The 19,159-nt window shown below is 45.9% G+C and carries 15 protein-coding genes; 4 read left to right on the plus strand and 11 right to left on the minus strand.

The genetic code is table 11. The features are described 5' to 3' along the window. The 4 genes from ACE5CV_RS15415 to ACE5CV_RS15430 form a co-directional block, all read right to left on the minus strand. The coding region (locus tag ACE5CV_RS15415) for an amino acid adenylation domain-containing protein (RefSeq protein WP_374951087.1) at positions 1-1,378 on the minus strand (1,378 nt) is incomplete at its 3' end. A 184-nt stretch (positions 1,379-1,562) separates the two neighbouring features. Then, on the minus strand, positions 1,563-2,582 hold the full coding sequence (locus ACE5CV_RS15420; protein ID WP_374951088.1) for a type IX secretion system membrane protein PorP/SprF: 1,020 nt from the start codon (positions 2,580-2,582) through the stop codon (positions 1,563-1,565). After that, entirely contained in the window at positions 2,582-6,100 is a 3,519-nt protein-coding gene (locus ACE5CV_RS15425) for a PKD domain-containing protein (RefSeq protein ID WP_374951089.1), read from the minus strand. Before ACE5CV_RS15425 ends, ACE5CV_RS15420 begins: the two co-directional genes overlap by 1 nt. Positions 6,101-6,262: 162 nt before the next feature. Continuing rightward, positions 6,263-6,967, minus strand: coding sequence for an NUDIX domain-containing protein (locus tag ACE5CV_RS15430; RefSeq protein WP_374951090.1), 705 nt, complete (start codon positions 6,965-6,967; stop codon positions 6,263-6,265). 152 nt (positions 6,968-7,119) lie between these two features. Between ACE5CV_RS15430 and ACE5CV_RS15435 the strand changes: the two genes are divergently transcribed. Genes ACE5CV_RS15435 through ACE5CV_RS15445 form a run of 3 tightly spaced genes read left to right on the plus strand, consistent with a single transcriptional unit; the run spans position 7,120 to position 11,052 of the window. Beyond that, positions 7,120-7,809 carry an ABC transporter ATP-binding protein gene (locus tag ACE5CV_RS15435; protein WP_374951091.1) on the plus strand — a complete coding sequence of 230 codons (690 nt, stop codon included), beginning with the start codon at positions 7,120-7,122 and terminating at the stop codon, positions 7,807-7,809. After that, positions 7,802-10,369: an ABC transporter permease gene (locus ACE5CV_RS15440; protein WP_374951092.1), complete on the plus strand. Its 2,568-nt coding sequence runs from the start codon at positions 7,802-7,804 to the stop codon at positions 10,367-10,369. The genes ACE5CV_RS15435 and ACE5CV_RS15440 overlap by 8 nt, the downstream gene beginning before the upstream one ends. 8 nt (positions 10,370-10,377) lie before the next feature. Then, a complete protein-coding gene (locus tag ACE5CV_RS15445) occupies positions 10,378-11,052 on the plus strand; it encodes an arylesterase (protein ID WP_374951093.1) in 675 nt (224 codons plus the stop codon). Positions 11,053-11,347: 295 nt separating this feature from the next. On the opposite strand, the gene ACE5CV_RS15450 is transcribed toward ACE5CV_RS15445, so the two are convergent. Further along, positions 11,348-12,136: an SDR family oxidoreductase gene (locus ACE5CV_RS15450; protein WP_374951094.1), complete on the minus strand. Its 789-nt coding sequence runs from the start codon at positions 12,134-12,136 to the stop codon at positions 11,348-11,350. A 9-nt stretch (positions 12,137-12,145) separates the two neighbouring features. Then, on the minus strand, positions 12,146-13,426 hold the full coding sequence (gene fucP / locus ACE5CV_RS15455; RefSeq protein ID WP_374951095.1) for an L-fucose:H+ symporter permease: 1,281 nt from the start codon (positions 13,424-13,426) through the stop codon (positions 12,146-12,148). Positions 13,427-13,810: 384 nt separating this feature from the next. On the opposite strand from fucP, the gene ACE5CV_RS15460 reads away from it, so the two are divergent. After that, the gene (locus ACE5CV_RS15460; protein ID WP_374951096.1) at positions 13,811-15,127 is read left to right on the plus strand and encodes a DEAD/DEAH box helicase; all 1,317 of its coding nucleotides are present in this window, start codon (positions 13,811-13,813) and stop codon (positions 15,125-15,127) included. Positions 15,128-15,165: 38 nt separating this feature from the next. Here ACE5CV_RS15460 and ACE5CV_RS15465 read toward each other — a convergent pair whose 3' ends face one another. From ACE5CV_RS15465 to ACE5CV_RS15485, 5 genes are all read right to left on the minus strand, one after another. Then, positions 15,166-15,396: a VF530 family DNA-binding protein gene (locus tag ACE5CV_RS15465; RefSeq protein ID WP_374951097.1), complete on the minus strand. Its 231-nt coding sequence runs from the start codon at positions 15,394-15,396 to the stop codon at positions 15,166-15,168. Positions 15,397-15,427: 31 nt separating this feature from the next. Continuing rightward, positions 15,428-16,723: an MFS transporter gene (locus ACE5CV_RS15470; RefSeq protein WP_374951098.1), complete on the minus strand. Its 1,296-nt coding sequence runs from the start codon at positions 16,721-16,723 to the stop codon at positions 15,428-15,430. A 15-nt stretch (positions 16,724-16,738) separates the two neighbouring features. Continuing rightward, the gene (locus tag ACE5CV_RS15475) at positions 16,739-17,398 is read right to left on the minus strand and encodes a bifunctional 4-hydroxy-2-oxoglutarate aldolase/2-dehydro-3-deoxy-phosphogluconate aldolase (RefSeq protein WP_374951099.1); all 660 of its coding nucleotides are present in this window, start codon (positions 17,396-17,398) and stop codon (positions 16,739-16,741) included. Then, positions 17,395-18,435 (minus strand): PfkB family carbohydrate kinase, encoded by a 1,041-nt coding sequence (locus ACE5CV_RS15480; protein WP_374951100.1) that lies wholly within the window; start codon positions 18,433-18,435, stop codon positions 17,395-17,397. Before ACE5CV_RS15480 ends, ACE5CV_RS15475 begins: the two co-directional genes overlap by 4 nt. Continuing rightward, the coding region (locus tag ACE5CV_RS15485; RefSeq protein ID WP_374951101.1) for a glucuronate isomerase at positions 18,436-19,159 on the minus strand (724 nt) is incomplete at its 5' end.

Below are 19,159 nucleotides of genomic sequence, written 5' to 3' on the forward strand. Positions count from 1 at the left end.
ATTTCCAGGTTTGTATGCGCGCAGGCGTTTCTTCTTCAGGAAATGGATTATTGGTTACCACATAAGCCACCAGGTGCACATTGCCGGCCTCATCTGTATAAGGTACAACCAACACATTATTTATTTCGGTAAGATCTTTTAATTGCGTTTCAACCTCTTCGGCTTCTATACGGTAACCTCTTATTTTTATCTGATGATCTACCCTGCCCAGGCAAAGCACATCGCCATTTGTAAGTAGCTGCCCAAGGTCGCCGGTTTTATAAATTTTTTGACCGGCTATTCCTGAAAATTTATCGGCAATGAAACGCTCGTCAGTTAAATCGGGTCGGTTTAAATAACCTTGTGCAACACCATCACCACCAATATAAATCTCACCAACTTCACCGTTTGGCACCTGATTCAAATCTTCGTCGAGCAGATAAACTTGCGTATTCCGCAAGGGCTTCCCAACGGTTATTACCTTATCAACCGCACCTATTTTTTTAATGATAGAATAAACGGTGGTTTCAGTTGGGCCGTACATGTTCCAAACCTCGTTGCTGCGCTGCAAAAGGTCATGAGCAAGCTGTTTCGTCATAGCTTCGCCGCCACAAAAAACCTTTATCGGTAGCTTTTCCTCCCAGCCGGCCTCCAGCATCGTACGCCACATAAATGGTGTACCCTGCATTATCGTTACCTGCTCGCGGCGTGCCATATCAACCAGGGCACGGCCGTCCTTTACGGTTTCTGCATCTGCAATTAGTACGGTGGCGCCATTAACTATGGGTAAAAATATTTCCAGCTCGGCTATGTCAAATGATATTGTGGTTGTAAAAAGCATGGTATCGGCAGCGGTGATGCCGGGGCTTTTCGTAATGCTTTGTAAAAGATTGAATAAACCGGCCCTTTTCACTAAAACGCCTTTAGGCCTTCCTGTAGACCCGGAGGTGTATAAAATATAGGCGATACCTTCCGGATCGGGGGTTAAATCTAAATCAGTATCATCATATCCTTTTGCTTCTTCTAATGCGTCTTCAATAAAGATGATATTTTGGTGCGAAGCATACTTTTCTGCATGTCGGCGTGATGTTATCAGCATTTTTACCGCTGCATCATCAAGCATGTAGTTGATCCGGTCTATAGGCAGGTTGTTATCAATGGGCAGGTAGGTAACCCCGGCTTTAGCGCAGGCCAGTAGAAATATTATTAACTCGGCCGACCTGTCACCCGCAAGCGCAATTACATCATTTTCGATGATGTTTTTTTTAGCGAGGTACCTAACCAATTGCGACGATGTGTTATTTAGCTGGGTATAAGTTACCCCGTTTTTGCCATGCCTGATGGCAACCTTGTTGGGTTGCTGAGAAGTTTGAGTGTTTACTAAATTATTAATCGTCATTGCGTTATATATGACCGCCCGCATCGGGGCAATTCAAACTAAAGCTATATGGGGCTTATATAGCAAACGGTAAGCCAAAGCTACTTTAGAGACTTACAGCTTAACAATTCAAAAATAAAATTCGTTAATCTTTTTTGTAATGCCGGGCATGTACAACTGATAAAATTAAATTAACAACATTCCGTTACCAGCCATGCTGGGGACTTGTGAGCTTGTAACGGTTGTTAAGTAATATACCTAGAACTATTTCATGCGTACCATTGCTTACAGTACGCAAAGCTGATGTGGTAATATCATAAGAATATCCCACATTGATAAATGAACTCAAATTAAACCCAGCCAGTACTGCAAACGAATCATCCTTACGGTACGATCCGCCTAACCAGAAACGATCACGAAACGACATCTTCAAATTTACATCGAAAGTCGCAGGCACCGGTTCAATAAACTTTATTAAAGCCGACGGCATGAGCGAGATATCGTCAGAAACATAGAATTTGTATCCACCGGTAAAGAAAAAATGAGGAACCGTTTTACTTTGGTTAGCACTGTTACCTGTGGTGATATATAAGTTTTGTGGTAATATTTGCTGAGCGGATACCCCAACATAATAATTGCCCGAGTAAGCCCAGATGCCTACCCCAAGATCCGGCTTCCACTGGCTGGCCTGCAGGTTATTGATCGTTGGGTCGTTCGCATTTTCAAGCGTTATAAGAGCGGTATTGATGTTTAAATGACTAAAGCCTGCAGCAACGCCCAAAGCCAGGTTTAGCTTGCTGGTAATACCCAGGTGATATGCGTAGGTGGCGTTTAAATTCGTTTGTGTTATGGGGCCGGTTTTATCTGAAACGACATTGAACCCTATACCATGATGCGGTTCTGACGCACGATACTCCTGCGTGTATAAACGGCTTTGCGGGTATTCGCCACCCGATGATGGGAATGCCGATGCATCGCCCTGTACAAAATTAGTACCTATGGGCGCATTGATACTAAAATAGCTGGTTACAGGTGCGCCTTCAAGGCCTGTCCACTGGCTGCGGTAACCCAGTTTTACATCTGTATAATTTTCTATGCCGGAAACGGCCGGGTTCAGCAGGTAATTATTAAAAACATACTGGGTGTATTGTGGCCGCTGCTGTGCTTTGGCCAACATCACCAATGCTTGCAGCACAAGCAATAAATATAACTTTTTACTAAACATTATCTAATGATGGTAACGTTGCCAGAAATAACCTTGCGGCCGTTCTTTGGGTTTATAATATAGTAGTATGTTCCTGCCGGCAGATCAGTTCCCCGGAAGCGGCCGTCCCAGGGAATTGCGTAACCAACTGACGAATATACCTTTTCTCCCTGTCTGTTGTATATGTCAACTGTATTTCCGGGGTAAGTTTCCAAATATTTTATATTCCAGATATCGTTAACGCCGTCGCCATTAGGTGTAAATGTATTATTTACTACCGGCTTTTTAAGCACATGTACAAATATCTCATCTTCATCGGTACAGCCGTCGGCATTAGTAACCACTAATTTATATGTTATATCTTCCATTGGCGAGGCGGTCGGACTGGCTATATCGTCGTGATCTAATCCGGTAGACGGGTACCACTTGTAACGTACACCGGATTGATTTGCAGAAGCTGTTAACGTAGCACTTGTGCCTTCCAATATGGTAACGTCTTCAGCCGCATCTGCAACCAGTTCGGGCAGAACGGTTATGTCCTGCGTAGTGGTATAGCTGCAACCATTAGTCGCAGTAAAAGTGTAGCTGATAGTAGTTAACCCCGCACCTGCCCTGTTCGCAGTGAACGTACCCGTTGCAGATACCCCTCGGCCAGAAAAACTGCCGGTGCCGGTAAAACCATTCTGATCTGCAAGGATTTGGAAAGGCGCCGCACCGAAACAAACCGTACCAATGGGCGACATCCGTACCAGCGGGTTGGCGTTTACTGTAATTTCCTGTTGCGTCACATCAACACAGGTTTCGCCCGAGTAGGCTTCCATCCGTACCGTAAAGCGTCTGGTAAGGGGTGCATTAAAAACGTCATAATTATGAATATATGTCCTATCTGACGGAATATCTGCACGGATATATGTCTCCTTTACACCCGGCTTACTCAGATAATCATAATACCAAACCACTTTAGTTACATTACCAAAATTAACAGTTGATTTGTCCCGGAACACTACCGGGCTGGCACTGCAAAGGTTATCCTTGTTGTCGACAGAAAAGATAGCGGCCGGAATATCGCCGTTAACCGTGAGGGTTTGCGATTTGGTAATGGCGCAGCCGCTGGCCGATGTAATAGTTAGGGTAACAGTATAGTTATCTGTCCGGGTATATTTATGCCCTGGGTTTTTAAAGGTTGAAAAATTGGGATTGGCTGCATTTGCATTATTGTCGCCGAAATTCCACAGATACGTAAAGCTACCCTCACTGTTATCAGATATAGTGCTTTTGTCGGTAAAGAGGGCAACCGCATCGCTCAGGCAAACATCCGGCAGTGTAAAATCTACCACCGGGGCAGTTTTAATATCAATTACCTGTTTTGAAATATCACTGCAGCCATTGTCTGTTACTACTTTAAGCTGTACAGTTACGGGCCCAACTTTATTAAAGGCATGCTTAAATGGGGTTTTATCTGTACGGGTCTCAACAGGTGTTCCGTCACCAAAATCCCATATCCATTGGGTAATGGCACCTTCAGTAGAGGTTGATTGATCTGTAAGTGTGATATCCTTGCCAAAACAATACGGAGCGGGCAGCATAAAGGCCGCTTTAGGTTTTTGTTTGATAACAACAGCCAGCTGCGCCGAAGACGAGCACCCCCCCTCGTTGGTAACGGTCAATTTTACTGAGTAGCTGCCGCCTGTCGCGTAAATGTGGGCGGGCCGCTTATCGGCAGATGTTTGCCCGTCGCCAAAATCCCATAACCAGGTTTTAACGTTTTCTCCGGGTGTAGTTTCATCGGTAAAAATCACCCCATCACCTGCACAATTGCCCGCGTTAGAAAATTTGGCCACCGGAAAATCGGATATACTGAAATCAAGATCTATAGGCACGTCGCTACCGCAATCATCAGACGTAGGGTTACGCACCGTACCTGTTATCGAATAATCACCAGATGTAAATGTAACCGGTTTGTAGTACTCATATAAAAATAGGGCTTTACCATCGCGCTGGGTGGTAGCAACCACAAGGGGGTTGCTGTCAATATAAGGTGTGGTGCCGTCTTTAAAATCCCACTTAATGTTTGTTGTTTGGTAAGGGATAGTCAATTGCAGTTTATAAGCTACCCCTGCGCAGCCGGTAGTACTAATCTTATTACTCACTCTATCGGCAATCACAATATTCTGGTCCAGGTTTTTGATACTGGCACCCGCTGCATAACCGTACGATTCGTGCTGGCCGAAACCGTATGCAATGGCATTAAATCCATCTGCCGCATTAATGTAATGTGTACCCGCCCCTACCGGGATCTGCGCATAAGAATAATCTGCATTGCCGGGGATGGGTTTAAAAGGGCTATGCGAGGGATCGTTCGTAAGCGTGTTATAAAGCCTTCCATCCAATTCAAAGCTTGGCGCCATGCTGGTTTTTATGACAACATTTATAAAGTTGTTGGTGATCGCAAAAGCATCGGTAGAATAAAGGGTTACATGATCCAGCGTTTGCTCCAGCGGGCTCAGGTATATCATCTCCGGGTCGCCAATATCGGCAGGGTCAACAATGCAATCGTCACCAAGACTGTTTCCCTGGCTTACGGCATACTGCACCACCTGGATGGGCTTATCTGCCGTAATGGTGTTGGGTATGTCTGATTGAAATTCGTAAATCGAGTTTGAGGCTGCCCCCGAAACTACAACATTCCCGTTTAAAGTTACCGTAGTGTTAGGATCACTCATTACGATGCGAAAAATATCACGTATACGACTTTTAAGCGGAGCAGTCAGATAATTTTTGCCCCATGACGATGTTGGGTACACCTGCTGGAACAAATTGTCTGATGATATGGATCCGGGGTTACAGTATATGGCGATTTTTGAACTCCCTGAAAAAACGGCGATCTTTTTACACTCACCCGCCGCGGTGCTCACTGAACGGACTTGGGTATTGGTAAGATCGGCCGTAGCGAGTGCCTGGTACACTTCACCTTTTTGTAAAGTGATCTGAAATTTTTCGCCTGCGGGCCTGCCATTATTTAAAACGACCGATGGTGTAATTTCGACCGTTGTGTTATCCTCAACACCAATTACAGCAAGCGTGGAAAAACTGTTGCGTGAATTGGAAAACTGGGTGTAATTGATAGATGTATAATTTTTGCCTAAAACGGCAACAGGTAACAGCAAAGTGGCGCCCGAGACATTTTGTGCATAGATATGAGCATAAACCGCAATATTTTTTTGCGCTGTGATATGTATCCCCCGCATAAACGCTCCTGCGCTTTTAATAAATGCGCTATGTGGTATATTAACGATGGTAACCTTTTTAGCTTCTACCGTAAAAGGTTGAGAAAAGCTCCCGTCAGATATCTCAACATTACCGTTAGTGCTAACGTCAGATGTGATATACAAACTCATCTGGCTGGCACCGTTATCCTCCACGTGCGACATGTACGCAGTCCAGAATTCCTTACCCTGGTTAGATGCGTTTCCCTGGGCACATACATAACAAAAACTGATAAAACACAGTAAAAGCGTTATCAGAAAACGTAAAGTCACTATCCTGCCCAAACTATCAATCAGTTTAAATTATCCTGCTTATTACAAAGCAGATAGGGTATAAAAATACGGATTGATTTTGTATTAATAGGGCAACAAGCTTATGGAATTTACAAATTTCATAAGCTTTTGTATGGATATTAATCTAATAATAAAATTATGTTAAAAGAACTTGTCCGGGTTGGGTACCAGGTTAAGGAATGAGCCAAACTTTTGCTCGTAATTAGATTGGTCAAGCCGGTAATAGAACGCTCCCTTTTTTGACGATAGCTTATCCTTTTCGGCCAGTTTAACTAAAAGGCCGGTAGAAAGCAGCTTACGACTAAAATTCCGGTCGTCGAACTTGGTTTGATAAACACCTTCATACAAGGCCTGCAGCTGGGGTATAGTAAACTTGTCTGGCAGTAACTGGAATAATATTGGATGGAGCGCGGCTTTATAACGCAATTGCCTTAAGGCCTCCCTCACCATATCAGCATGGTCGAAAACCATTTGGGGCATATCATTGAGCATAAACCATTCCGGGTTGTTCTCCTCGCTTATTTGCTGTTCATATTGTTGAATATCGATCAGCGCGAAATAGGCGATGGAAATAGTGCGCTCTACAGGGTCACGGTCTGGACGGCCAAATACCCTGAATTGTTCAATGTAAACATCTCTTAATCCCGTGCGCTCTTCCAACACCCGGCTTGCCGCATCTTCCGGCGTTTCATTTGGGTTTACAAACCCGCCCATCAGTGTCCACTTACCGTTTTCGGGTTTTAAACTACGCTCAACCAGTAACAATTTGATATGATGGCCATCAAATCCAAATATGATACTATCTACCGCTACTAAGATTCTTTTTTGCCCGGGATATTCATGCATAAAGTAATTCAGGTTTATTTACAAGTGTAAAAAATAATAGTCATTTATAATCACAGATTGTAATGCTTTTGTAACGAAACATTTTAGGGCGGTGGTTTATTAATAATACTTTGATATTTACTCAATTGACAGCAATACCTTAAATAAAGCTTTTGGAAACGATCTTAAACATACAAGACCTGAATAAAACCTATAAGAGTGCAGGCCGCACCTTAACCGTTTTAGATGATATTAATTTTGCCATTGCCACCGGCTCTACCAATGCCATTGTAGGCCCATCAGGCAGTGGTAAAACAACGTTGCTTGGGCTTTGCGCCGGGCTCGACAGCGCATCATCAGGTATAGTGGAATTAAACGGAATCGGGCTGGGCAACCTTGGCGAAGACAAGCGGGCACAGGTACGCAACCAGTACGTTGGCTTTATCTTTCAAAACTTCCAACTGCTGCCAACTTTAACTGCCCTGGAAAATGTGATGGTACCCCTTGAACTGCGTGGAGAGAAAAACATTAAAGCGCGATCACAGGATTTGCTGGATAAGGTTGGCCTGGCAGACCGGGGGCACCACTATCCCGCCCAGTTATCGGGCGGAGAGCAGCAACGGGTATCTTTGGCCAGGGCATTCTCAAATTCTCCCAAGATCCTTTTTGCCGATGAACCAACCGGTAACCTGGATGCCGAAACCAGTGAAAAGGTAGTGAAGCTGATCTTTGACCTGAACCGCGAAGCAGGAACCACCCTGGTGCTGGTAACCCACGACCTTGAACTGGCAGCTAAAACGCATCGGATTATCAAGATCAAAGGCGGTAAACTGGTATCTGACGAAAGAACAGGCAATGAATAATCAGCAAACGGATACGGTAAGTTACGACCGCAAAATTAACTTTGCATGGCTGTTTAAAATGGCACTGCGCGATAGCCGGCGAAACCGCAGCAGGTTGCTGCTTTTCATCTCTTCGATAGTATTTGGCATCGGTGCGCTGGTAGCCATCTACTCGTTCAGATACAACATCCAGAACGATGTAGACAACCAGGCGGCCACCTTGATAGGTGCGGACCTTACCATCAGTGGCAACAAAATCCCTGATGCGAAACTACAGGCGCTCACCGACTCGTTAGGCGATGACCGGTCACAGGAACGAAGTTTCGCATCGATGGTGTTATTTACAAAAAACAAAGGCACCAGGCTGGTGCAGGTAAGGGCGCTGCAAGGGAATTTTCCCTACTATGGTACGTTAGAAACTGTTCCCCAATCCGCCGGTAATACTTTTAAGAAAGGCCGTTACGCGCTGGTTGATAAAACGCTGATGATGCAGTTTAACGCCAAAGTTAACGATTCGGTTAAGGTTGGGAACACCACGTTTGTGATTGCCGGTTTACTGAACAAGGCACCGGGTCAAACGGGCATTTCATCCGGTATTGCGCCGGTGGTGTATATCCCGCTGCAATACCTGCAGCAAACGGGGTTGGCCAAAATGGGCAGCCGAATTACTTACAGCTACTTTTTTAAATTCAATAATACCAAAGCCGTCGCCCCGCTTGTAAAGCAGTTGGACCCTAAACTGGAGAAGGCAGGCTTTAATTATGACACCATTGAAACCCGTAAAGAAAACACGGGCCGTTCATTTGCAGATCTGTCGAGGTTTCTATCCCTGGTTGGTTTTATCGCTTTGCTGCTGGGTTGTGTAGGCGTAGCAAGTGCCATTAATATTTACATCCGCGAAAAGATCCGCTCAATCGCTATTATGCGCTGCATGGGTGTTAAAGCGTCAGAAGCATTTTTGATCTACCTGATCCAGATAACCGGCATCGGGCTGATAGGCTCCGTTGCCGGCGCGCTCTTAGGAACCGGCATTCAGCACCTGCTGCCTATGGTTCTAAAAGACTTTTTGCCTATTACCATTTCGGTCAGCATATCATGGATGGCCATCTGGCAAGGCATTATTTTAGGGCTCATCATATCGGTGCTGTTTGCGTTGCTGCCACTCATCTCTATTCGTAACATATCGCCGCTTAACACCCTAAGGCTATCTTTTGATGACGTAACAACCATTAAAGATCCTTTACGATGGCTGGTCTATTTACTTGTAATACTGTTCATTATATCGTTTAGTTATTTGCAGCTGCAAGACTGGACGGGTGCTGTGATCTTTACCATCGGCATTGGCGTAGCGTTTTTGATCCTCACAGCTATAGCGTGGTTACTGATCAGGTTTACCCGCCTGCTTATCATGAGTTCGTGGAGCTACATCTGGCGGCAGGGATTCGCAAACCTATATCGCCCCAATAACCAAACCATTATTTTAACCGTTTCTATAGGCTTAAGCACTGCTTTTATCTGTACGCTATTTCTGATCCAGCAACTGCTCATTAGCCAGGTTACGTTATCTACCGGCGACAACCAGTCGAACATGATCCTATTCGATATCCAGTCGAGTCAGAAATCCGCTGTAGCAAACCTAACCCGCCAACAGGGCTTAAAAGTCCTGTCGCAGGTACCCATCATTACTATGCGGGTAGAAAAAGTGAACGGTAAAACAGCTGCCGATGTTAAGAAGGATACAACCCTGCGGATATCGCCTAATGTATTCACTTATGAATACCGTGTTACTTACCGCGACTCGCTAACCTCATCAGAGAAAATAACCGGTGGCGAATGGATTGGTAAAGCGGTGCCCGGCAAAGATATCCCGATATCGGCCGAAGAGCGTTTCGCCCAGCGGGCAAAGGTAAAAGTTGGTGATAAGCTAATATTTAATGTGCAGGGTGTACCAATGAATGCCTATGTAGCCAGCACCCGCAAGGTTAACTGGAACAAGATCTCTACTAATTTTCAAATTGTTTTTCCAACCGGGGTGCTGGAAGATGCGCCGCAGTTTAACGTGCTGCTTACCCATGTGCCGTCGAATACGGTATCCGCTAAATTCCAGCAATTGGTGGTACAGCAGTTCCCCAATGTATCAATAATCGACCTGGGCCTGGTGCTATCTGTGCTGGATGAACTGCTGGACAAAATAGGTTACGTTATTAAATTCATGAGCGGGTTTAGTATTATCACCGGCATTATCGTGCTCATTTCATCGGTTAGGATCAGTAAATACCAGCGCATCCAGGAAAGCGTTTTGCTGCGTACACTTGGCGCCAGCCGTAAACAGATCTTTGCCATAACGGCGCTGGAGTATCTTTTCCTGGGCACTCTATCGGCATTAACCGGCATCGTTATAGCTATTGGCTCCAGCTGGTTGCTGGCCAAATACCAGTTTGATATGCCGTACCATGTGAATTTAATACCGGTAGCCGGCATCTTTTTAGCCATTACCTTGTTAACAGTAATTATTGGCTTACTTAACAGCCGTGGGATACTAAACAAACCACCGCTTGAAGTATTGCGATCAAACTCATAAATATTAGCATGTTAAATAAGATCAAATCGTTACTGCTTGTCCCTGTCATACTTATTGCCGCATGTAGCGGCGGAACAAAGGCTCCTGATGCCGATACGGCCAGGGCAACCGCAGCAACTGTCCCGTCCACAAAAAAAACTATCCTCTTTTTTGGTGACAGCCTCAGCGCCGGTTATGGCTTAGACGACCCTGCCGATGCATTCCCCAACCAGGTGCAGCTAAAGGTAGATTCGGCTAAATTGCCTTACAAGGTAGTAAACGCCGGGTTAAGCGGCGAAACCTCTGCAGGTGGAAAAGGACGTATCGATTGGTTGTTGAAGCAGCCGGTTGATGTTTTTGTACTGGAGTTAGGCGCAAATGACGGCCTCCGTGGTATCCCTGTAAAGGCTACAACGCAAAACCTGCAGGACATCATCGACAAGGTTAAAGCCAAATATCCAAAGGCTAAACTGGTGCTGCTGGGCATGCAGGTTCCACCTAACATGGGCACCGATTACGTAAATGGCTTTAAAGGCATCTTTCCGCAACTGGCTGCTAAAAACAATATGGCGCTGGTGCCATTCCTGCTGCAAGGTGTTGGCGGTGTGCGTAAGCTCAATCAGGGCGATGGCATCCATCCCACCGCTGCTGGTGCTAAAATTTTAGCGAACAATGTTTGGGAGGTGTTACAAGGGGTGCTGTAAAGCGGGTTTCTAAATATCATCCCCGTAGGACGACGCGCTGTAAGAAGCGACTTAACAATAAGCCGAGTGACGATTGTGCTTTATTAGGAATGGGTGTGCTTCATGAATCGTCAGTGGACGTAACTTTCTTTTTTCTCTCAAAAAAGAAAGTCACCAAAGAAAAAAGTCGCGGCTTGGTTCCGCCCTGTTTACGTCAGTACTTTTTCAGTGCCTGCTCCACCCGTGCGTTACCTATGCCGCAGAGGAGCTGTCATCGTTCCGTTCGTCATTTGAGTGTCCGGCCAATATCGCGACGCTACAGCTTCCTTATCGCCCTATCTAAATGCACATAACCACCATCAACACATACTAACTGGCCGGTAGTATGGCTGGACCGTTCTGACAGCAGGAAGACGACGGTGTTAGCGATCTCTTCTGTAGTGGTCATCCGGTTACCGAGTGGAATCCTGGCTTCTATTTCTTTTCGCTTATCTTCGGGATTGGGGAGGGTGCCTATCCATGATTCGTACAGTGGTGTCCAGCATTCGGCAACCACTACAGCATTTACACGAATGCCATAAGGTAAAAGCTCAACTGCCCATTCCCTTGTCAGCGCATTACGGGCACCGTTGGCTGCGGCGTAACCCGAAGTATTGCCTTGCCCGGTATCTGCAGTTTTCGAGGTAATGTTAACTATTACTCCCTTAGACGCTTTTAGCGCAGGTAAAGCGTAATGTGCCAAAAGATAATAATGTACCACGCTTTTATGCAGCGAAGCCATAAAACTTTCATAATCCCCGCTTTCCAAACCAACACTATCATTTACTCCGGCGTTGTTTACCAGGCCGTCAATCCTTCCAAACTTTTCATAAACCCGTTTAACCGCCTGTTCGCACTCAGCGGGGTCAGTCAACTCGGCAACAAAATGATAAGCTTGCCATCCCTTGCCCACGATAGTCTTAACCACCTTTTCGTTGTCAGCTTCTTTCCTGCCGATTATCACCGGTAAGGCGCCTTCTGCAGCAAGTGCCATCACAATACCTTCGCCTATGCCCTTTGCACCGCCGGTAACAATGATCACTTTATTGGTTAAATACAAATCCATCTGTAAACATTAATGGCCTGCTACTATAGCAACCTTTTTAACCCGCAGGTTGTTAATGGCAAACAAAAGTATCATGATAAAGCTGATGCCCGGTACCAGGTAAGCCAGTTGAATATTGGCCATATCTGATATCCGGCCCATGACCGGTGGCATTATTGCGCCGCCCACAATACCCATGATCACCAGTGATGATCCTAATTTTGTTTTAGCACCCAGATCGCGGATGCTTAACGAGAATATCGTTGGGAACATGATGGACATAAAGAACCAAACCGCCATCAGTGTATAAACTGCGGCCATCCCGCTCAGGTTTACGGCTGATATAATGAGGATGATGTTGATGATGCTATAAGTGACCAGCAATTTTACCGGGCTAAAGTACCGCATTAAAAACGTACCGATGAACCGCCCTGCCATAAAGCCCGCGAAGGCAAGCGGCAGGTAGATTTGCGAAGCATCCTTTTCACTTATTTGCGCAACCTTTTCGCTAAAGCGGATAAAGAAGCTGCTTAAACATGCCTGCCCGCCTACGTAAAAGAACTCGGCCACCACGCCAGACATCAGTTGCTTATTTTTTACTAATTCGGCAATACGGGCGCCAAGCGGTCTTTTCTCATTCAGCACCTCATCGCTGCTTTCTTCATTAATCACCGGGAATTTGGTACGCCATACCATGAGGGTTACTAAAAACACCACGATGCTGATCACCACAAACGGAATTTGCACGGATGATGCCTCTTTATTAAGGTACTCATTCAACTGCGCTGCCGACATGCCCTTCTCTTCGGCCGCGGTAAGCGTTTTGCCCGACAGGATGAACGTGCCACCCATCAGCGGCGCTACGGTTGCAGCAAGGCCGTTGAATGATTGCGAAAAGTTAATCCGCTGCGTGGCGCCTTTTGGGTCGCCAATTAAGGTGATCAAAGGATTGGCAGCAGTTTCTAAAAATGCCATTCCGGAAAATACCACAAACAATGCTGAAAGGAAAAACGCATAGTTACGTACAGCAGCGGCCGGGTAAAACAACAGCGCCCCTACCGAGAATAGCAGCAAGCCGATAATGATACCGCCCTTGTAACCGTACTTTTTCATGAACTGCGCCGCCGGTATAGGTAACAGGAAATAAGCCACATAAGAAGCCGAATCTATAAGTGATGATTGGAAATCAGTTAGCTGACAGGCTTTTTTTAAATGAGGGATAAGTATAGGGTTAAGGTTGAGTGCAAAGCCCCATATAAAAAATAACGAGGTAATAAGTGCAACCGCGGCGAGCGTATTATTTTTAGACATCAGAATGAGCGTAAATTGGTGCGTTCAATATAGCGTTTTAATTTATTTCCAGATCATCTTTCAGCGGCAGCTTTAATAATGAAAATATGGACACCGTCCTGGGGATAATATATGGCCAAAGCAATATCATCAAGCAATTTTATTCAAATACCAATCGATAATATTTGGTACAACTATTAACAAAGGTTTACACTTTTTCGAAGAAATTTTATTAATATGTTGAAAATCAGACATTTGTAAAAAACGTGGGTTAACATAAAATTGCCCAAATTTTTAAGATCACAATGCTTAGCAAATTGGTTATGTTGAAGCATTAGGCGCCTGCCTGCCGCATTCCGTAAAGCGGTATGCTTTTGGTATCTTTGCGCTCTTTATATTTTTTACATGGCGTGGGCAGAAAAATTTAAGCTGAAGAAGCAATTAATAAAATCGGTGATCGAAGCCGGGTTTGAAACTCCTAAAGAGATCCAGTTAAAATCCCTTGGGCGGATCACCGGCGGACAGGATGTTATCGGCATCGGGCCCGAGGGTTGCGGCAAAACCGCAACTTATGTTATCAGTACTATTAACCGCTTTAATCATGATGCCGAAGGTGTACCGCGTGTACTGATCCTTGCGCCGGACCAGGAAAAGATCTTTGAGATAGTTGCCCTGTTCGACCTGCTCAACCGTAATAAATCTTTAACCATAGTAACCCTGCATGCAGGTACCGGAACTGAGCAGCAGATGGACGAGCTGGCAGATGGTGCCGATATTGTGATTGCAACACCAGACCGCGCGCGGGCCATTTATCTTAAACTCGGACTTAACCTGAACAAGGTAGAGCTACTGATCATCGATGATGCCCAGCAGATAGTGAAGAAAGGTTTGCAGCTTCCGGTTGTTGAACTGGCTAACAGCATAGGCAAGGCGCAGCACCTGGTATTTAGCGAAGTAATGCATGACAAACTGGAAAAAATGATCGCCCCGTTCATGCATCTGCCCACTACAATTGAAGTGGAGGAATTGCCTGACCAACAACTATCTATGCATCCGCAGATGCTTTATCACCTGCCTAACTTCGGCACAAAAGTTAACCTGCTTAACCTGTTCATGCAGGATGAGGAATTGTTTACCAAAACAGTAGTTTTTGCCAATACCCGCCAAACTGCCGAGACTGTTTACAAGAGCCTGCATAACCGTATGCGCAACGCTGTTGCCATACTTAACCCCACCGACTACGAGTTTAACCTGGTGAAGGATATCAGTGAATTTAAAGCTAACCAGGCATTAAGGACACTTGTTGTTGCTAATGAAAATACAGAGCTTATAGACCTGCAAGGCATCCCGTTCATTATTCACCTTGACCTGCCTGCCGACAGGGATGTTTACATTAACCATGTTAGTAATCACCATGGAGATGAGGATGATGAAACGCTTGCCTTAACCTTTGCTACAGATTTGGAACTGGACCAGGTGAGCAAAATTGAGCATACTACCGGCCAAAAAATGCAACGGGCAGAACTGCCGGAAAACCTGGTGATAGAGAAAGAACGCAAGCAAAAAGAAGCAGAGAAAGAATTAGCCAAAAAACCTGTAAAGGCCGACCCCAATAAATATGAACCGGGAGCAGCCTTCCACGAAAAGAAGCCCGAAAATTCAAAGACCTACAATTTTAGCTCGGGGTACAAAGCAAAGCTGAACAATAAGAAGAAGCATTAAGATTTACCTGAAGCACAGCGATAGCGATAGCGGCTTAATTATGCGGGGAGATCTTTGCTGCACTCGATATAGAGGTCCTCAACCTTTTTGCGCGCCCAGGGCGTTTTGCGTAAAAACTTAAGGCTAGAGTTGATGCTAGGGTTGTCCAAAAAACAATTGATACGGATGCGGTAACCCATTTCGCCCCAGCCCAAATGCGCCACAAGGGCGTTCAGGATAGCCTCTAACGTCTTACCATGCAACGGATCTTTTGATTTTTGCGGTTCCATAGCTGCAAAAATACGATTTTATCGGAGCCCGTTACAACCTAACAGGTTTCATCTTAGGAGTGATAAAATGCATAATGACCCAGGCTAAAAGGTACGCACAGGCGCACATGGTGAAGATGATGTTATATCCGCCGGTTAAATTTCCCGCTTCCTTATAAGTTTCCAGGATAAAGCCGATCAGCAAGGGGAAAAATATTCCGCCTACCGAACCCGCCATACCACCTATCCCAACTACAGAGCTTACCGCCTGCTTGGGGAACATATCTGATGCGGTGGTAAAGATATTGGCGCTCCACGCCTGATGGGCCGCAGCGGCAAGGCTGATGAGCCCTACAGCCTGCCAAATGTTGGTAGCGTACCTTGCCCCAAATATGGGCAGCACACATAAGGCAAACAAAAGCATAGCCGTTTTACGAGCCTTAAATACCGGCATCCCCCGTTTAATGAACCATGATGACAGGAACCCGCCGCCAATGCTGCCCACCGTTGTTGCAGTATAAACCAGCACTAAGGGCAAACTGGGTTTTTTAAGGTCGAGGTGAAAGGTGGTCGAAAAGTATGAAGGGAGCCAGAACAAAAAGAAATACCAGATAGGATCGGTAAGCAGCTTACCTACCACAAACGCCCAGGTTTGCCTGATGCCAAACAATTGCACCCACTTTATCCTCAACGGTGCAGCTTCGGCATCTGCCGGCGTTTCCACGTTATCGCTGTGAATAAAATCAAATTCTTCCTGAGTGATCTTTTTATGGCGTGCCGGCACCTCATAGACAAACCACCAAAAAATCAGCCACACAAAGCCAATAGCGCCTGTAATTAAAAAAGCCATTTGCCAGCCGTAAACACCCAGTATCCACGGAACCATAACCGGTGCAACTACGGCACCTATATTAGCGCCCGAATTAAATATACCGGTTGCCAGCGCCCGCTCCTTTTTGGGAAACCACTCGGCTACTACTTTGATTGCCGCCGGGAAGTTACCAGATTCGCCTAAACCCAATGCCGCCCTTACCACGCCGAAGCCGAAAGTAGTTTTAACCAGGGCGTGCAGCATAGCCGCCAGGCTCCATACAATTAATGAAATAGTGTACCCCAGCTTTGTACCTATTTTATCAATAAACCCGCCAAAAGCCAGTAAACCAACAGCATATGCTGCTGAAAAGGCCATCACGATATGGCTGTAATCGGTCTCTGTCCATTTAAACTGGGTTTCGAGCGTTGGCTTTAAAAGGCCGATCACCTGCCTGTCTAAGTAATTTATAGTTGTCGCAAAAAACAGCAATGCTACAACCGTCCAGCGGTAAGTTTTTGATTTAGGTTCGGTCATTCGTTGGTTGCTATACTATTTACTTAATTGTACCAGTTCGAGCGCTTTGATGGTGTTGGCGTACAATTCATCGTACAGCTTATTATCCAACACATTTTTGCTGATGAGCTTGCTGCCCATCCCTACGGCGCATACCCCGGCGCGGAACCATTCGGATATATTGCCCACTTCAATTTCCACGCCTCCCGTCGGCATAAACAACTGCCCCTGGAACAGGTCGCGAATAGACGAGATGTAAGCGGGGCCTAAAATGTTTGCCGGGAAGATCTTGATCAGGGCGGCCTTATGGCGCTGTGCCAGGCTGATCTCGGTAGGGCTCATACAGCCAGGTATGTATAACATCTTATGCCTTTCGGCGGCGCGGGCAACGCCTTCGTCAATAGTTGGCGATACAATAAAGTCGGCCCCGGCGCTAACAAACCTTTCCGCTTCGCCTTCCGTTTTTATAGTCCCGATGCCCAGGTGCAAATCCGGCATTTCTTGTTTTACAGCTTTACTAATGATCTGGAAATTATCCAAAGCTTCTTTGCCCCTGTTGGTATATTCCAACACCCGCACACCTGCGCGGTATAGCGTCCGGATCACATCCAGGCTTACACCGGCATCTTCGTAAAAAAACAAGGGTAACATCCCCTGGGCTAAAATGCTGTCTAAAATGATTTCTTTGTTTTTCATACTTGTATGCTGTTGGCAATTTCGCCGGCCGTATCCGTTGTGGCGTCGCTGGCTATAAAAAGTTTTTTGAATGCGGCTGCCGTAGCAAACTCCAGCGTTTGGCGTGGTTTCCATTCGTTGTAAAAACCATAGATCAATCCCGCCATGAAACAATCCCCGGTACCTACTTTCGCCACAAATTCAGTGGTGTGATATTCTGTCGAATTGTGAAATTCGCCATTGTAATAAAGCGCGGTGTAATAGTCGATATCTCCCGTAGCATCAAAACGGAACGTATTAGCTACCGCCTTACATTTTGGATACTGCGCCATAATCCGTTCTGATGACGACAAAGCTTCTTTTAAATAAATACTCTTCTGTCCGCTCTCATGAATGTTGCCCAGCACCTCTATCCCGAGCATTTGTTCTGCCGCCCAGATGTTCCCCATGATCACATCACAGTACTTTACCAGATCTGGCATAACATCCTTAGGATGTTGGCCATACTGCCATAGTTTGGAGCGATAGTTCAAGTCAACTGAGATAGTGATTCCCCGTTCGGCAGCTGCCTGTAAAGCCTCAGAACAAACATCTGCTACCTGCTGACTGATGGCCGGGCAAATGGCACTGAAGTGGAACCAGCTCACATTTTTAAGCACGGTGTCCCAGTCGATCATCCCGGCTTTTAATTCGGCAAACGCGGAGTTCGCACGGTCATAGATCAGGGCATCATGCTTAAGGTCTTTACCTTTCGTAAGGTAATATAACCCTACCCTGTGGCCATGGTAATGCACGGCTGATGTATCAATTTTGCGCTGGTTAAGATAACTAATGATCTGCGCCGACATCCCGTTATCCGGCAGGGCGGTAAAATATTTAGATGGCACATCCCACAAGGCAAGCGCGCTTGCAACGTTAAGTTCGGCACCACCCAGGTAAAAGGGCAGCTGATTATCGTTAAGCCATTCGCCGGCAGCATCAGGAACTATCCGCAGCAACAATTCTCCGAATGATAGCACGGCTCCTTTTTTATGGTCACTATAAAGCTGGTTATCCATCTATTTTTTATCGAAATCGAAATAATTTTTGGCGTTATAGTAGCAGATGTCCTGTACTATCTTGCCCGTCCATTGCAGGTCGTTCGGCAATTCGCCATTTTCAATATCATCGCCCAGCAGGTTGCACAAGATCCTCCGGAAATATTCGTGCCTGGGGAACGATAGGAAACTCCGGGAATCGGTGAGCATGCCCACCATCCGGCTTAAAAGGCCCATGTTAGATAGCGTGTTTAACTGCTTGATCATCCCATCCTTTTGATCAAGGAACCACCATGCCGAACCGAACTGTACCTTACCGGCTATGGAGCCGTCATTGAAGTTACCTGCCATGGTAGCCATCATCTCGTTATCTGCCGGGTTAAGGTTGTAAATTATTGTTTTGGCAAGCCGGTCTTCGCTGTCCATCTTGTCCAAAAATCGCGACAAGTTGCGGCTTTGCAAAAAGTCGCCTATCGAATCGCGGCCCGTATCCGGTCCTGACTGCTTTAAACCACGCGTACTGTTATTGCGAATGGCACCGATATGGTATTGCTGCACCCAGCCTTTTTCATGATCCCAGGCGGCAAAATTGTATAACATGGCCGATTTGAATTTACCCCTTTCTACCGGCGTAAGCACCTGCTCCTGCCTTATTTTAGTAAAAATGCCTGCAATTTCCTGATCGGTATATTCATCGGCATACATACGCTCCAACCCGTGATCAGATACGCAGCAGCCATTAGCA

Origin of the sequence: Mucilaginibacter sp. (assembly GCF_964263795.1) — a bacterium.
Taxonomy (GTDB): domain Bacteria; phylum Bacteroidota; class Bacteroidia; order Sphingobacteriales; family Sphingobacteriaceae; genus Mucilaginibacter.

What these genes read in the sequence shown, in the direction of transcription:
- ACE5CV_RS15420 (WP_374951088.1), bottom strand. Translation starts at nt 2,582, where the DNA reads ATGTTTAGTAAAAAGTTATATTTATTGCTTGTGCTGCAAGCATTGGTG.
- ACE5CV_RS15430 (WP_374951090.1), bottom strand. Translation starts at nt 6,967, where the DNA reads ATGCATGAATATCCCGGGCAAAAAAGAATCTTAGTAGCGGTAGATAGT.
- ACE5CV_RS15440 (WP_374951092.1), top strand. Translation starts at nt 7,802, where the DNA reads ATGAATAATCAGCAAACGGATACGGTAAGTTACGACCGCAAAATTAAC.
- ACE5CV_RS15445 (WP_374951093.1), top strand. Translation starts at nt 10,378, where the DNA reads ATGTTAAATAAGATCAAATCGTTACTGCTTGTCCCTGTCATACTTATT.
- ACE5CV_RS15450 (WP_374951094.1), bottom strand. Translation starts at nt 12,136, where the DNA reads ATGGATTTGTATTTAACCAATAAAGTGATCATTGTTACCGGCGGTGCA.
- fucP (WP_374951095.1), bottom strand. Translation starts at nt 13,426, where the DNA reads ATGTCTAAAAATAATACGCTCGCCGCGGTTGCACTTATTACCTCGTTA.
- ACE5CV_RS15460 (WP_374951096.1), top strand. Translation starts at nt 13,811, where the DNA reads ATGGCGTGGGCAGAAAAATTTAAGCTGAAGAAGCAATTAATAAAATCG.
- ACE5CV_RS15465 (WP_374951097.1), bottom strand. Translation starts at nt 15,396, where the DNA reads ATGGAACCGCAAAAATCAAAAGATCCGTTGCATGGTAAGACGTTAGAG.
- ACE5CV_RS15470 (WP_374951098.1), bottom strand. Translation starts at nt 16,723, where the DNA reads ATGACCGAACCTAAATCAAAAACTTACCGCTGGACGGTTGTAGCATTG.
- ACE5CV_RS15475 (WP_374951099.1), bottom strand. Translation starts at nt 17,398, where the DNA reads ATGAAAAACAAAGAAATCATTTTAGACAGCATTTTAGCCCAGGGGATG.
- ACE5CV_RS15480 (WP_374951100.1), bottom strand. Translation starts at nt 18,435, where the DNA reads ATGGATAACCAGCTTTATAGTGACCATAAAAAAGGAGCCGTGCTATCA.